Below are 13,404 nucleotides of genomic sequence, written 5' to 3' on the forward strand. Positions count from 1 at the left end.
TTGCCATGGAAGGGGTATAAAAATCATCCGCTTTGTGGAGGCGTCATGCGGATCATCCGGACACATGAGGATATCGAGGCCGGGCTGTCAGGCCTGGTGATGCTCGATGCGCGCCTCGGGCACGTCGTTGCGAGAGCCGGCCCGGTGCCGCTCCGGCGCACCGATCCCGGCTATCGCGGCCTTGCCAGCATCATCGTCTCGCAAATGGTCTCGAAGGCAAGCGCGGCTGCGATCTGGCGGCGCATGGAAGAAAAGCTCGGCGAGGTCACGGCGGCAGGCGTCAATTCGCTGAGCGACGAGGATTGCCGGGCGATCGGGCTGTCGCGGGCGAAGGCCGAGGCGCTGAGGCGCGTGGCCGAGGTGGTCGTCAGCGGTCAGATCGATCTCGACGCGATCTGCAACATCGAAGGATCGGAGGCGATCCGGGAGCTGACGGCGATCAAGGGGGTGGGGCGCTGGACGGCGGAAGTCTATCTGCTCTTCTGCGCCGGCCACCCGGACGTCTTTCCCTCCGGCGACGTCGCGCTGCAAAACGCGATCGGTCACGGACTGGGCCTCGAACTGCGCCCGAGCGCACGCGAAATTGATTCGCTCGCCGCTTCGTGGTCGCCCTGGCGCAGCGTCGCCGCACGCCTCTTCTGGGCCTATTATTCACAGGAAATGCGTCGTGATGCTGTTCCTGTGACACCTTGAAGGAAAAAGCGAATCCAGCGCACGCATTTTTGTTTCCGGCTTCACAATCCTGTTGCAACGGGCCTAATATAGAAGGTGCAGATGCCGAATCGATCAGGAGAATACGCTTGACGATTGCAGTCTCACCACAGGCCTTGCCGGCGCTCGTCTTGAACGCTGACTATAGGCCGCTGAGTTACTACCCCTTATCGCTTTGGTCCTGGCAGGACGCGATCAAGGCCGTCTTCCTTGACCGTGTAAATATCCTTGCCGAGTACGAACATTCGGTGTCGTCTCCGAGCTTCTCGATGCGACTTCCGAGCGTTGTTTGCCTCAAGAGCTACGTGCAGCCCTCACGCCACCCGGCCTTCACCCGGTTCAACGTGTTCCTGCGCGATAAATTCGAATGCCAGTATTGCGGTTCGCCCGACGATCTCACCTTCGATCACGTGGTGCCCCGCGCTCACGGCGGCCAGACGACCTGGGACAATGTCGTCGCAGCCTGCTCGCCCTGCAATCTACGCAAGGGCAGCAAGCTGCCGAAGCAAGCCGGCATGTTCCCGCACCAGAGGCCTTTCCAGCCGACGGTGCAGGACCTGCACAACAACGGCCGGCTCTTCCCGCCGAACCATCTGCATGAAAGCTGGATGGACTATCTCTACTGGGACGTCGAACTGCAGCCCTGACGCTGTTCGTGCCTTCTTGCCGGATCTAAGCCCAAAGCGGGGTCAGGAGAGGTGCGCGCGCTCGCGAACCCCTTGTCGGGGCGTTGCCTGTTTCCCGAGAGCGATCTGGGATCAGCGCGCCTTTGCCGCACCGCGCAAGGCGATTGCTGCGAGGATGAGGCTGGCGACCACATTCCATCCGGCAAAGGAGAGCCCGAGCACCCGCAAGGAGGCTTCGGTGCAGGACGGGCCATGCTTGGAATCGAGATCGCCCAGCAGATCACCGACATTCGACGAAATCCCTTGCGCGGTCGTGGCGCAGGTGGACGGTCCTTCCCAGAAGCCCCATTCCGCGCCCGAATGGTAGACGCCCATGCCGGCGCCGACCAGCATCAGGATGCCGACGATGAGAAGCAGCGTGCGTGTCGTCCACGCCGGCAGTTTGAACGCGCTCGTGGCGATTGCCAAAACACCGACCGGGATGCCCCAGTAATAGGGATCGCGCTGCAACAGACAGAGCGCGCAGGGAATATAGCCACCGACATGCTCGAAGCCGAGCGCGCCGCCCACGGTCGCCGCCATGCCGAGTGTTACGATAACGGCGATCAGCAAATGCTGGCGGTATTGGGGGGCGGCGTCGATCATCTATACCTCGCGGGCGGCAACTCGAAACCGAGGGATGCCGCAGTGCAAACTGGATGGCGCCTTCTTAGGCAGGATCGTGCGCGCTGTAAATCGCAGCGGCTGCGACCGGCCCGCACGCTTTCGTGATTGTTGGTCGTGCATCCTGAAAATGATGGTTGACCACGGCGAAATCCTTCGTGTAAATCCGAGCCGCTGATATCGCACTTCCCTGAGCCCCATTGGCGGAATTGGTAGACGCGCTCGACTCAAAATCGAGTTCCGAAAGGAGTGCTGGTTCGACCCCGGCATGGGGCACCACCACATACACTTTCTTCACATCCATCGTCCGACATGCCTGAACGCCGCCGCAGTCATTGAACTGTCGCTTGCGAAGGTGTTAGGTGCGCTGCAGCAAGAAAACTGTCATGGCAGCGTCATGTTACCGAGAATAGAGACCTACGACGAACTCTACCGCGCCTTCCGCTGGCAGATTCCGGAAAAGTTCAATATCGGCGTTGCCGTCAGCGACGCCTGGGCTGAGCGGGCGCCGGAGCGTGTCTGTCTCCAGCATTTCGATCCTGGCGGTGCGCATCAATCGCTGACCTATCGTCAATTCGCCCGGCAATCCTCGGCCTTTGCCAGGGGGCTGACGGGGGAGGGTATCATGCCCGGCGAACGGGTGGCGATCCTGTTGCCGCAGGGGTTCGAGACGGCGATTGCCCATGCAGCGATCTATAAGCACGGTGCCATCGCGCTGCCGCTGGCACTGCTCTTCGGCGTCGAGGCGCTCGAATACCGGCTGCGCGACGCCGGCGTGGCGGCTGTCATCACCAACGGCTTTGGCTATGAACGCATCGCGGCGATCCGTGAGCGGCTGCCTGACTTGCGGCTGGTGGTGCTGGCGGATGATCAGCCGCGTCCGGGCACGATTGTCTTCTCTGACTTGGCGTCGGGTGATCCCTCTGGCTTTGTTGCGGCCGATACCGGCCCCGACGATCCGGCCTTGATGATCTATACGTCAGGCACGACAGGGCCGCCGAAGGGGGCACTGCACGGGCACCGGGTGCTGCTCGGCCATCTGCCGGGCTTCGAGTTTCACCATCACTTCCTGCCGCAGCCGGGTGACCGCATGTGGACGCCGGCCGACTGGGCCTGGGCGGGCGGGCTGCTCAACGCGCTGTTACCGTCGCTGCTGCACGGCGTACCCGTCGTGTCGTCGCCGGCGCAGAAGTTCGACCCGCATACTGCCTTTCGCATCCTGGAAGAAATGGACGTGCGCAACGCCTTCATTCCGCCGACGGCGCTCAGGCTGATGAAGGCGGTCGAGAATCCGCGCGAGCGCTATCGGCTTAATCTCCGAACCATCGGCTCGGCTGGCGAGTCCCTCGGCCGCGAGACCTATGAATGGGCAAAGGCGGCGCTCGGTCTCGAGGTCAGCGAGTTCTACGGCCAGACCGAGTGCAACATCGTCATTTCGTCAGCCGCCGATCTCGGCGTCGTCAAGCCGGGGTCGATGGGCAAGGCCGCACCCGGCCACCGGGTGGCGATCATCGACGGCGAAGGCCGCGAACTGCCGGCCGGCAGCGTCGGGCAGGTGGCGGTGAAGCGGCCGGACCCGGTGATGTTCCTCGGCTACTGGGGCAACGCGGGGGCGACGGAGAAGAAGTTCATCGGCGACTGGATGACGACAGGCGATCAGGGCGTGATGGACGAGGAGGGCTATTTCACCTTCTTCGGGCGTGACGACGACGTCATCACCTCGTCGGGCTATCGCATCGGCCCGGGCGAGATCGAGGATTGCCTCGCCGGCCATCCGGACGTGCAATTGGCCGCCGCTGTCGGCAAGCCCGATCCGGTGCGCACCGAGATCGTCAAGGCCTATGTCGTGCTACGGCCGGGCGTCGTTGGCGACGCGCGTGTGGCAACCTCCATCCGCGAGTGGGTGAAGACCCGGCTCTCGATGCACGAGTATCCGCGCGAGATCGCCTTCGTCGACAGCCTGCCGCTGACGACCTCGGGCAAGGTGATCAGACGGTTCCTGCGCGAGGAGGCGGCGGCGGAAGCGCGCGGGGCGATCGAGGTTTCCGAAGCGTCGTAGTCCCTCGGCCGCCGCGCGATTGATTTGAATTGGCCGGAGCAGGATGCGGGCGGAAAACGGCGCACCCTTTTTCCTCATCCCGCTCTAGCGTCCGGCAAGCGCCTTGATCTTGTCGCGCAGGATCCGCGCCATGTTGCGGGTGTTGCGATAGAGGTGGAGCTGGGCTGCCACCTGGCGCACTTCGCGGTCTCGGGTCTGCTGCAGGCCGATCACCATCGTGCCCATGTCTTCGCGCTCCTGCCAGAAACGGCTCATGATCGGGTGGTCCGGCACCGCGCAGGAATCGGAGCGGGCGATGTTGGCGTCGTCGAGATGCCATTCCGTCAGTTCGGCGAGAAGCAGTTTGCCCGGCGAGAACCTGGCATAGCGCTCGTCATAGGCCGTCTTCCAGGTATAGGCCTCGCCCGACATCAGGAAGACGACCATCGAGGCGATCGCCTTGCCGTCGAGATCGAGCGTGTGGATGCGCACGCTGTCGCCGTCGGCCAGATTGGTGATCGCCTCGCGGGCAAAGGCGGCCCGGAAGCGGTCGAGCACCATGGCGCTGCGCGCCTTGCCCTTCCAGCCGGATGCTTCCAGCGCCAGGAATTCCTCCATGCGCAGGCGGACGTCGGCGGGCTGACGGGCGACCGAATAGACGAGCTCGCCCTCTTTTTCGAGATTGTTCCACTGCCGCCGCAGTTCGCGGAAATGCGCCGGGCTGATTGCCTTGCGCAGGTAGGTCGGGCCGTCGAGCAGGCTTTCGAGCATCGGCCGGCTGAAGGTGTCGGTCACCGTCAGAGGCAGGTTGCGGCCGATGGCGACGGCGCGGGTGAGGCGGGCGACCTTGCCGTTGAGCCGCATGTCGGGCAGCACCAGGATCGAGGGCAGCCCGGTTGCCGGCGCGGCAAAGGCTTCGAACAGGTTGTCGATGGTCTCGGCCGCATCCTCGGCGTCGAGCAGTGGCACGCCCAGTGGCCCGAACGGGTTCGACCAGGCGCGAATGATCGGCGCGCCGATCGAGAAGCCGGGCTTTTCGATCGAGAACGGCATCAGGAAACGCAGCCGGCTGCGGCGCTCGTCGTTGTCGCGCATGATCGCTAGCCGGATGACTCGCTCTTCCAGGCGTGGCATGGCCGGCGCCAGGAAGCGTCCGGTGAAGAAGACGTTCGGCTCCAGCGCCCGGTTCGACAGAAAGTCGAGTTCGCGCTGCAACTCGTAGCCGGCCCTCGCCGGATAGATGGCAAGATGCCGTCCGGGACGTCCGACCTCGATCAGATGCTCTGCGGTCGGTCCGCTTTCGCCGTCCTGCGCCAGACCGCCGAGAACCCGTGCGGCCCGGCTGTTTGCATCGCTCGGAAGATTGGTATTGCCGATCATGGATGGACAGCCCCGTTGTTTTCATTGCCGGCCCGCGCTCTTGCGAAGGCAAAGAGCGCAAAGCCGAAGGTACGCCGGACGGCGAGGTGCAGCAGCATCGCCTCTACGAACATAGCACCAGCGGTTGCAAAAGCAGCACCGTTCAGTCCGAAAAGAGGGATGAGGCTGAGGTTGAGTGCGATGTTGACCACCAGCGCGCCGGCGTAGAGGATCACGCACAGCGTCTGCTGGCCGGCCATCGTCAGCAGCGTTTCGGCCGGGCCGACGAAAGCCTTGGCGAGGATGCCCGCGAAAAGCACCATCATCAGCGGCAGCCCGGTGACGAAGGCCGGGCCGAAGAGCGAAAGCAGGAACGGCCCTGCCAATAGCACCAGCGCGCCGACCAGAAGCGACGGCCAGAAGGCCCAGCGGGCGCTTTCGATCGCGATGCCAGGGATGTGGCCGGGATCGCGGGCCATCGCGTTGGAGACGCGCGGGCCTGCTGCTGCCTTGACCGCGAACATGACGAAATGCACAAGCGCCATGGTCTTGGCGGCAGCGAAATAGATCGCGACGTCGTCCGGCTCCAGGTAGAGGCCGACGATCACCACATCGGAATTGGTCAGCAGGAAGCCGAAGCCATCGACCAGGAAGACGGGGATCGAGACCTTGAGCCAACGGCGAAGCTCGATGCGTCGCGGTCCCGGAACGTAGCGCGAGCGAAGACGGTAGGTGAGCGCGAGAAACTGCGAGACACTGGTGACATAGGCCGCGGCCATGGCTGCCATCATGGCGGTTTGCGCGGTGTGGGGCGCGCCGGTGGTGACGGCGAGCACCATGAAAACGAGCACGAGCAGCGGCCGGATGATGAAGGTGGGGCTCATCGCGGCAATCGGCCAGCCATGGGCACGCGCCGTTCCGTCCATGACGTCGCCCAGCGAGATCATCGGCAGGGTGAAGAGGCCGAGATAGAGGGGCACAAGGTAATAGGCCTCGATGTGCCCGGAAAAGAACCAGAGGCCGGCAAGGCCGAGGACGGCGACCGTGGTGGCGGAGGAAAGCGCGAAGATGCGCACCGTCGTCGTCACGCCGCGGATTTCGTCCATGGCGGCCGAGGCCTGGTATTCCGGCAGGAAGCGGATGACGACCGAGTGGAACCCGACGCAGGAGAGGCTGCCGAACAGGATGACCAGCACCCAGACGAAGACGAAGATGCCATATTCGAACTCGCCCATCAGCCGCGCGAGGATGATCTGCGACAGAAAGGCGATGGCGGCGCTGACGATGCGAACCGAAAAGGCGACGAGCGCCATGCGGCGCGCGGCGTTCTTGGCGTCCGAACTGGTCAGGATGGGGAGAAGCCGGGCGATTATTGCGGACAGGCGGTGTCTCAGTGCCGACGGCAGCATTCGTCCGGCCGTTTGACATACCGCCATGAACACGAGAACACCCTGAGATTACGCAATACAGGGTTTCAGTACTGCCAGAACAGCGTTAACAAAGGGTGCAGCGCGGTTGTAAGGAATGGGGGCAACCATGCCGATTGAGGACAGCGAGCGGCAGCGGATTATGCAGGCGAAATCGATTGGCCGCGCATGGTCGGCGATCTCCAGGAGATCGGCATCGAGCGGCTGGACGACCTGACGGTCGCCAACGCGGAAGACCTCGCACTCCGTATCAACGCCACGCTCGGCCGCCGCCATATCAACAGCACCGGCATTCGCGCGCTCGAAAACCTGATCGCCTACGCCAGGGCGTGCGATCGCTAGCAAACAGGCTCCAGGAAACGAAAATGCCGCCCGGAGGCGGCATTTCTGAAGGGCAGGGGGGCGCAGACAGTACCTGCATTCCGCGGCCGGCTTATGCCTCGTAGATGCCGTGGCAGTGCTTGTACTTCTTGCCCGAACCGCAGGGGCAGAGCTCGTTACGCGAGACCTTGCCCCAGGACAATGGGTTGGTTGCGTCTCGCTGCACTGGCGGGGCGGCCAGCAGCGTGCCGTCGCCGAAATCGTCCTCGCCGGTGAGCGGATCGATATGGTGGCCATGCATGACAGGCGGAGCCGGCTGCGGCGCTTCGGCTGCTTCGCGCACCAGCTCGACGCGCATGAGCTGTGCGGTCACGGCCTGGCGCAGGTTGCCGAGCAGGGCCTGGAACAGCTCGAAGGCTTCGGACTTGTATTCCTGCAGCGGATCGCGCTGGGCGTAGCCGCGGAAGCCGATGACCGAACGCAGGTGATCGAGGTTGACGATGTGCTCGCGCCACAGATGGTCGAGCGTCTGCAGCACGACCGAGCGTTCGACATACTGCATGATCTCCGGACCGAAGCGTTCGGCACGGTCGGCGGCTTCCTTTTCGGCAGCGGTCATGACGCGCTCGAGAATATCGGCTTCGTCGATGCCTTCCTCGGCAGCCCATTCGGTGATCGGCAGGTCGAGATTGAGGTATTGCTGCACGTCGGCCTTGAGACCGGCGACGTCCCACTGCTCGGCATAGGCCTTCTCGGGAATGCGCTTGCTGACCATGTCTTCGACGACTTCGGTGCGCATGTCGGTCACGGTTTCGGTGACGCTTTCGGCATCCATCAGCTCGATGCGCTGCTCGAAGATCACCTTGCGCTGATCGTTGAGAACGTCGTCGTACTTCAGAAGGTTCTTGCGGATATCGAAGTTGCGGGCTTCAACCTTCTTCTGGGCGCGTTCGAGAGCCTTGTTGATCCACGGATGGATGATCGACTCGCCTTCCTTGAGGCCCAGCTTCTGCAGCATACCGTCCATGCGGTCGGAGCCGAAGATGCGCATCAGGTCGTCCTGGAGCGACAGGTAGAACTTCGATCGACCCGGGTCGCCCTGACGGCCGGAACGGCCGCGAAGCTGGTTGTCGATGCGGCGGCTTTCGTGGCGCTCGGTAGCCAGAACGTAAAGCCCGCCGGCGGCCAGCGCTTTTTCCTTCAGCTGCTGCACTTCGGCGCGGATCGCCTGTTCGCGCTGTTCGCGCTCGGGGCCGGGCTCGACTTCCGAGAGCTCCTGCTGGATGCGCATGTCGACGTTGCCGCCGAGCTGGATGTCCGTGCCGCGACCGGCCATGTTGGTGGCGATCGTGACGGCGCCGGGCACGCCGGCCTGGGCGACGATGAAGGCTTCCTGCTCGTGGTAGCGGGCGTTGAGAACCTGGAAGTTGGCAAAGCCGGACTTCTTCAGAAGATCGGCCAACTGCTCGGACTTTTCGATCGACGTCGTGCCGACCAGCATCGGCTGGCCGCGCTCGTGCGCCGACTTGATCTCGTCGATGATGGCGTTCAGCTTTTCGCCCTGCGTACGGTAGACCTCGTCATCCTCGTCGATACGCTTGATCGGCAGATTGGTCGGAACTTCAACGACTTCCAGGCCGTAGATGTTGCCGAATTCTTCCGCTTCGGTGGAGGCCGTACCGGTCATGCCGCCGAGCTTGGAGTACATGCGGAAGTAGTTCTGGAAGGTGATCGATGCGAGCGTCTGGTTCTCTGGCTGGATCTGCACCTTTTCCTTGGCTTCGAGCGCCTGGTGCTGGCCTTCCGAATAACGGCGGCCCGGCATCATGCGGCCGGTGAATTCGTCGATGATGACGATCTCGCCGTTGCGAACGATGTAGTCCTTGTCGCGCTGGAACAGCTTGTGGGCCTTGAGCGCATTGTTGACGTGGTGGACGATTGCGACGTTTTCGATGTCGTAGAGCGATTCACCCTTGAGCAGGCCCGCCTCGCGCAGCAGGTTTTCGAGCTTCTCGGTGCCTTCTTCGGAGAAGTTGGCCGAGCGCTGCTTCTCGTCGATCTCGTAGTCCTCCGCCGAAAGCAGCGGAATGAATTCGTTGATTGTGTTGTAGAGATCCGAGCGGTCGTCGAGCGGGCCGGAGATGATCAGCGGCGTGCGCGCTTCGTCGACGAGGATCGAGTCCACTTCGTCGACGATGGCGAAGAAGTGGCCGCGCTGAACCATCTGTCCGCGCTCGTACTTCATGTTGTCGCGCAGATAGTCGAAGCCGAGCTCGTTGTTGGTGGCATAAGTGATGTCGCAGGCATAGGCGGCTTTGCGCTGCTCGTCGGTCAGGCCGTGGACGATTACGCCCGTGGTCATGCCGAGGAAGCTATAGATGCGGTCCATGGTGCCGGCGTCGCGCTGGGCGAGGTAGTCGTTGACGGTAACGACGTGCACGCCCTTGCTCGCAAGCGCGTTCAGGTAGACCGGAAGCGTCGCGACGAGGGTCTTGCCTTCACCGGTCTTCATTTCGGCGATGGCGCGCTCGTGCAGGATCATGCCGCCGATGAGCTGGACGTCGAACGGGCGCAGGCCGAGCACGCGGCGGGCCGCCTCGCGGGCGACCGCAAAGGCCGGAACCAGAAGGTCGTCGAGCGTCTTGCCTTCTTCCAGCTGCTTGCGGAATTCCACCGTCTTGCCGGCGAGCGCCTCATCCGACAAAGCCTTCATGTCGGCTTCAAGTGCGTTGATGGCGTCCACCCGTGCCTTGTAGCCACGCACGCGGCGATCGTTGGAGGAGCCAAACAACTTGCGGGCTAGGCCGCCGAGACTGACCATACGAATGGTCCTTTCATTTTTGTTGCCTTGGGTCTCATGGCCGCGCCGCGAAAACCGCGCAATGCCGTGAAACGCCCGGAAACTGTTCTGGACGCGAGGTTGCGTGACAGATAAGAGGGGGGTCGAATTATGTCAACGCAATTGCACTGCCGGACGGCTACAGAACCGCCACATTCTGGTGTTGTGCAGCCGCTACAAGCTGCAGGCAATTGCGCCGAAGGCCAATGTGAAAGGTTAGTGAGCATGACCAAGTTGAAAACCCTGGCCGCCGTGGCACTGGTTGCGGCGATGGCCGTACATGGTGGCGCGCGGGCGGAAGACGCCGATCCGGTGGTCGCCAAGGTTGGCGGCGAGGACGTGCGTCAGTCCGAACTCAATCTTGCTCTGGGTGGCCTCGACCCGCAGCTGCAGCAGATGCCGGAAGAACAGAAGCGCGCCGCAGCACTGTCGGCGATCATCGACGTTAAGCTTCTTTCCGCCACGGCCGAGAAGGAAGGCCTGCAGGACGACGCCACTTTCAAGCAGCGCGTCGCGTACCTCACCGAGCGCGAACTTCACAACGCCTACTTCAAGAAGCATGTCGTCGACGCCATCACCAAGGAAGAGGTGAAGGCACGCTACGACAAGGAAGTCGCGGCCATTCCGGTTCAGGATGAAGTGAAGGCCCGCCATATCCTGGTCAAGACGGAAGACGAAGCCAAGGAAATCATCAAGGAACTCGACGCTGGCAAGAGCTTCGTCGAGCTTGCCAAGGCGAAGTCCACCGATCCGAACAAGAACGACGGCGGCGACCTCGGTTACTTCACCAAGGGCCGCATGGTGCCGGAATTCGAAACGGCTGCCTTCGCTCTCGAGAAGGGCGCCTACACCAAGACCCCGGTCAAGACGCAGTTCGGCTTCCACGTAATCCTGGTCGAAGACAAGCGCCCGCAGGCCCCGCCGCCGCTCGAGCAGGTCGAGCAGCAGGTTCGTCAGCTTGTCATGCGTGACAAGTATGTCGAGCTGCTTGCCGCCGCCAAGAAGGATGCAGGCGTCGAAATTTCCGACCCGGCGCTGAAGCAGGCCTATGACGAGGCCAACAAGGCGCAGGAAGCGCAACAAGCCAAGTAATTCGATCGGCGGGCCCTGCCACTGGCGGGGCCTGTCGTCACCGCTTTTTGTCGATGCCCGGCGGTGAAAACCGTTCGGGCATTTGTCGCAAGATGGATCTGGAGCCGTTTCGGTTGTAGACCGCTCCGGATCCTTGTTCTTAGGCATTTCCTGAAGGCCGCCAGGCTCTTTTGGAAGTGCTTTGGCTCCAACACGTCACAGCAGGTTTCCCATGTCCGGCTCCGTTTCTCCGCTCGCTCCGAAAACCTTTGCCGAAATGCCCTCCGTGCGCGGCGTCCGCATGGCGACCGCAGCCGCCGGCATCAAGTACAAGAACCGCACCGACGTGCTGATGATGGTGTTCGACCGGCCGGCCGTCGTGGCCGGCGTCTTCACCCGTTCCAAGTGCCCTTCGGCCCCTGTCGATTTCTGCCGCAAGAACCTTGCCGGCGGTGTCGCGCGCGCTGTCGTCGTCAACTCCGGCAACGCCAATGCCTTCACCGGCAAGAAGGGCCGCGAAGCGACAGAACTGACGGCAAAGTCGGCGGCAAAGGCTGTCGGCTGCGCGGAGAGCGAAGTCTTCCTGGCGTCGACCGGCGTCATCGGCGAGCCTTTGGACGCGACCAAGTTTGCCGGCGTGCTCGACGATCTGGCTATTGCCGGCAAGGAGGACTTCTGGTTCGAAGCCGCCAAGGCGATCATGACGACGGATACCTATCCGAAGGTAGCGACACGCAGCGCCGAAATCGACGGCGTCAAGGTGACGATCAACGGCATCTCCAAGGGCGCCGGCATGATCGCGCCCGACATGGCGACGATGCTCTCCTTCGTGGTCACAGATGCCGACATTGCGCCTTCGGCGCTGCAGGCCCTGCTTTCGGCCGGCGTCGGCCCGACCTTCAACTCGGTCACGGTCGACAGCGACACTTCGACGTCCGATACGCTGATGCTGTTCGCTACGGGCGCGGCATCGGCCGACGGCCAGCCGGCAATCTCCGATGCGACCGACCCGCGTCTTAATGCCTTCCGCGCCGCACTGAACGACCTTTTGCGCGATCTCGCGCTCCAGGTCGTGCGCGACGGCGAAGGCGCTCGCAAGATGGTCGAGGTGACTGTCGAAGGCGCCGAGAATGATGCGGCCGCCAAGCGCATCGCGCTTTCGATCGCCAATTCGCCGCTCGTCAAGACGGCGGTCGCCGGTGAAGACGCCAACTGGGGCCGCGTGGTCATGGCCGTCGGCAAGTCCGGAGAAATGGCCGAGCGCGACCGGCTGGCGATCTGGTTCGGCGACGTGCGCGTCGCCGTCGAGGGGGAGCGCGATCCCACCTATTCTGAAGCTGCGGCCACGGCCGTGATGAAGGAAGAGGACATCACGATCCGCGTCGAAATCGGCCTCGGTTCCGGTCGGGCCACTGTCTATACCTGCGACCTGACGAAGGAATATGTCGAGATCAACGGCGATTACCGGAGCTGAGGCACCGGTTATGTGATGGTGAGCGGCCTGGCGCGCCAGGCCGTAGAGGTAGCAAGATGACATCGAATGATATTCGGCCCGTGGCGGGCAAGGCACAGGCCGAAGCTGGGGAAGTGGCAATGGTGGATCTTCCGAACGTGCGCCGTCTCGAGGCCGTGGGTTTCCGCGCCTGGCCGGCAGCGTCCGTACAATATGATGGCAGCTGGCTGATCCGGCTCAATGCAGGCCATGATTCCAAGCGGCTGAATTCCGTCAATCCGCTTGATCCGTCCGACTATCGCGACATCCCGGTCCGTCTCGAAAAGGCTGCCCGGCGCTTTGCCGACTACGGCCGGCCGCTGACTGTGCGCCAGACGCCGCTGACGCCGCCGCAGCTTGTCGCCCATATGGATGCCGAGGGCTGGAATGCGTTCAGCCGCAGCCTGGTCATGAGCGTCGACCTGGTCGAGCGCGAGTTCGGTGACGGCATCGATCATCTGCCGATCAAGGATGTCGGCCGGTTCGTCGATGCGTGCATCGGGATTGCGAAGAGCGATCCGAAGCGCAAGGCGGCGCTGGCCGAAATCATCAACGCGATCAAGCCGGAGAGTGGCCTCTTCCTGTTCGAGGATGCCGAGATGGGGCCGACGGCCGTGGCGCTCGTCGTCCAGGACAACGATCTTGCCGGCATCATGCAGTTTGCCGTGGACGAGCGGGTCCGTGGCCGGGGCGTCGGCAAGGCGATGCTCGACGTCTGCCTGCGCTGGGCGCGTCTGCGCGGAGCCAAGAAGGCCTGGCTGCAGGTGGAAGCGGATAACAGCTCGGCTATGGCGCTTTATCGCGGCGCCGGTTTCTCCGAGGTTTACAGCTACATCTATCGAACGCCGGGAGCTTGA

The 13,404-nt window shown here is 63.1% G+C and carries 11 protein-coding genes and 1 tRNA gene; 8 read left to right on the plus strand and 4 right to left on the minus strand.

Translation table 11 applies throughout. The features are described from left to right. Positions 1-45: 45 nt before the first annotated feature. Both OVA00_RS22910 and OVA00_RS22915 read left to right on the plus strand, forming a co-directional pair. Positions 46-693 (plus strand): DNA-3-methyladenine glycosylase family protein, encoded by a 648-nt coding sequence (locus OVA00_RS22910; protein ID WP_034797859.1) that lies wholly within the window; start codon positions 46-48, stop codon positions 691-693. Between the two features lie 107 nt (positions 694-800). Next, positions 801-1,358: an HNH endonuclease gene (locus OVA00_RS22915; protein ID WP_034797858.1), complete on the plus strand. Its 558-nt coding sequence runs from the start codon at positions 801-803 to the stop codon at positions 1,356-1,358. 111 nt (positions 1,359-1,469) lie between these two features. Here OVA00_RS22915 and OVA00_RS22920 read toward each other — a convergent pair whose 3' ends face one another. Next, complete coding sequence (locus OVA00_RS22920; protein ID WP_268089654.1) at positions 1,470-1,982, minus strand: disulfide bond formation protein B; 513 nt, start codon at positions 1,980-1,982, stop codon at positions 1,470-1,472. A 212-nt stretch (positions 1,983-2,194) separates the two neighbouring features. Here OVA00_RS22920 and OVA00_RS22925 point away from each other — a divergent pair. Both OVA00_RS22925 and OVA00_RS22930 read left to right on the plus strand, forming a co-directional pair. Beyond that, a tRNA-Leu gene (locus OVA00_RS22925) sits at positions 2,195-2,279 on the plus strand. Positions 2,280-2,397: 118 nt separating this feature from the next. After that, entirely contained in the window at positions 2,398-4,059 is a 1,662-nt protein-coding gene (locus OVA00_RS22930; protein ID WP_268089655.1) for an AMP-binding protein, read from the plus strand. Positions 4,060-4,143: 84 nt separating this feature from the next. Here the strand turns inward: OVA00_RS22930 and OVA00_RS22935 are convergent, their stop codons facing one another. Both OVA00_RS22935 and OVA00_RS22940 read right to left on the minus strand, forming a co-directional pair. Then, complete coding sequence (locus tag OVA00_RS22935) at positions 4,144-5,418, minus strand: GNAT family N-acetyltransferase (protein ID WP_034797746.1); 1,275 nt, start codon at positions 5,416-5,418, stop codon at positions 4,144-4,146. Then, on the minus strand, positions 5,415-6,806 hold the full coding sequence (locus tag OVA00_RS22940) for a lipopolysaccharide biosynthesis protein (protein ID WP_250806449.1): 1,392 nt from the start codon (positions 6,804-6,806) through the stop codon (positions 5,415-5,417). Before OVA00_RS22940 ends, OVA00_RS22935 begins: the two co-directional genes overlap by 4 nt. A gap of 186 nt (positions 6,807-6,992) precedes the next feature. On the opposite strand from OVA00_RS22940, the gene OVA00_RS22945 reads away from it, so the two are divergent. Next, the gene (locus OVA00_RS22945; protein ID WP_250806450.1) at positions 6,993-7,166 is read left to right on the plus strand and encodes a hypothetical protein; all 174 of its coding nucleotides are present in this window, start codon (positions 6,993-6,995) and stop codon (positions 7,164-7,166) included. A gap of 91 nt (positions 7,167-7,257) precedes the next feature. Here the strand turns inward: OVA00_RS22945 and secA are convergent, their stop codons facing one another. Next, complete coding sequence (gene secA / locus OVA00_RS22950; RefSeq protein ID WP_060518382.1) at positions 7,258-9,966, minus strand: preprotein translocase subunit SecA; 2,709 nt, start codon at positions 9,964-9,966, stop codon at positions 7,258-7,260. 243 nt (positions 9,967-10,209) lie between these two features. On the opposite strand from secA, the gene OVA00_RS22955 reads away from it, so the two are divergent. The 3 genes from OVA00_RS22955 to OVA00_RS22965 all read left to right on the plus strand — a co-directional run bounded on the left by OVA00_RS22955 (position 10,210) and on the right by OVA00_RS22965 (position 13,404). Then, positions 10,210-11,076 (plus strand): peptidylprolyl isomerase, encoded by an 867-nt coding sequence (locus OVA00_RS22955; protein ID WP_034797733.1) that lies wholly within the window; start codon positions 10,210-10,212, stop codon positions 11,074-11,076. A 211-nt stretch (positions 11,077-11,287) separates the two neighbouring features. Next, complete coding sequence (argJ, locus tag OVA00_RS22960) at positions 11,288-12,529, plus strand: bifunctional glutamate N-acetyltransferase/amino-acid acetyltransferase ArgJ (protein ID WP_268089657.1); 1,242 nt, start codon at positions 11,288-11,290, stop codon at positions 12,527-12,529. A 56-nt stretch (positions 12,530-12,585) separates the two neighbouring features. Beyond that, the gene (locus tag OVA00_RS22965) at positions 12,586-13,404 is read left to right on the plus strand and encodes a GNAT family N-acetyltransferase (RefSeq protein WP_370689635.1); all 819 of its coding nucleotides are present in this window, start codon (positions 12,586-12,588) and stop codon (positions 13,402-13,404) included.

It is taken from the genome of Ensifer sp. SL37 (assembly GCF_026672675.1).
GTDB classification, from domain to species: Bacteria; Pseudomonadota; Alphaproteobacteria; order Rhizobiales; family Rhizobiaceae; genus Ensifer; species Ensifer adhaerens.

Coding starts and splice junctions, on each gene's coding strand:
- OVA00_RS22910 (WP_034797859.1), top strand. CDS start 46: ATGCGGATCATCCGGACACATGAGGATATCGAGGCCGGGCTGTCAGGC.
- OVA00_RS22920 (WP_268089654.1), bottom strand. CDS start 1,982: ATGATCGACGCCGCCCCCCAATACCGCCAGCATTTGCTGATCGCCGTT.
- OVA00_RS22930 (WP_268089655.1), top strand. CDS start 2,398: ATGTTACCGAGAATAGAGACCTACGACGAACTCTACCGCGCCTTCCGC.
- OVA00_RS22935 (WP_034797746.1), bottom strand. CDS start 5,418: ATGATCGGCAATACCAATCTTCCGAGCGATGCAAACAGCCGGGCCGCA.
- OVA00_RS22940 (WP_250806449.1), bottom strand. CDS start 6,806: ATGCTGCCGTCGGCACTGAGACACCGCCTGTCCGCAATAATCGCCCGG.
- OVA00_RS22945 (WP_250806450.1), top strand. CDS start 6,993: ATGGTCGGCGATCTCCAGGAGATCGGCATCGAGCGGCTGGACGACCTG.
- secA (WP_060518382.1), bottom strand. CDS start 9,966: ATGGTCAGTCTCGGCGGCCTAGCCCGCAAGTTGTTTGGCTCCTCCAAC.
- OVA00_RS22955 (WP_034797733.1), top strand. CDS start 10,210: ATGACCAAGTTGAAAACCCTGGCCGCCGTGGCACTGGTTGCGGCGATG.
- argJ (WP_268089657.1), top strand. CDS start 11,288: ATGTCCGGCTCCGTTTCTCCGCTCGCTCCGAAAACCTTTGCCGAAATG.
- OVA00_RS22965 (WP_370689635.1), top strand. CDS start 12,586: ATGACATCGAATGATATTCGGCCCGTGGCGGGCAAGGCACAGGCCGAA.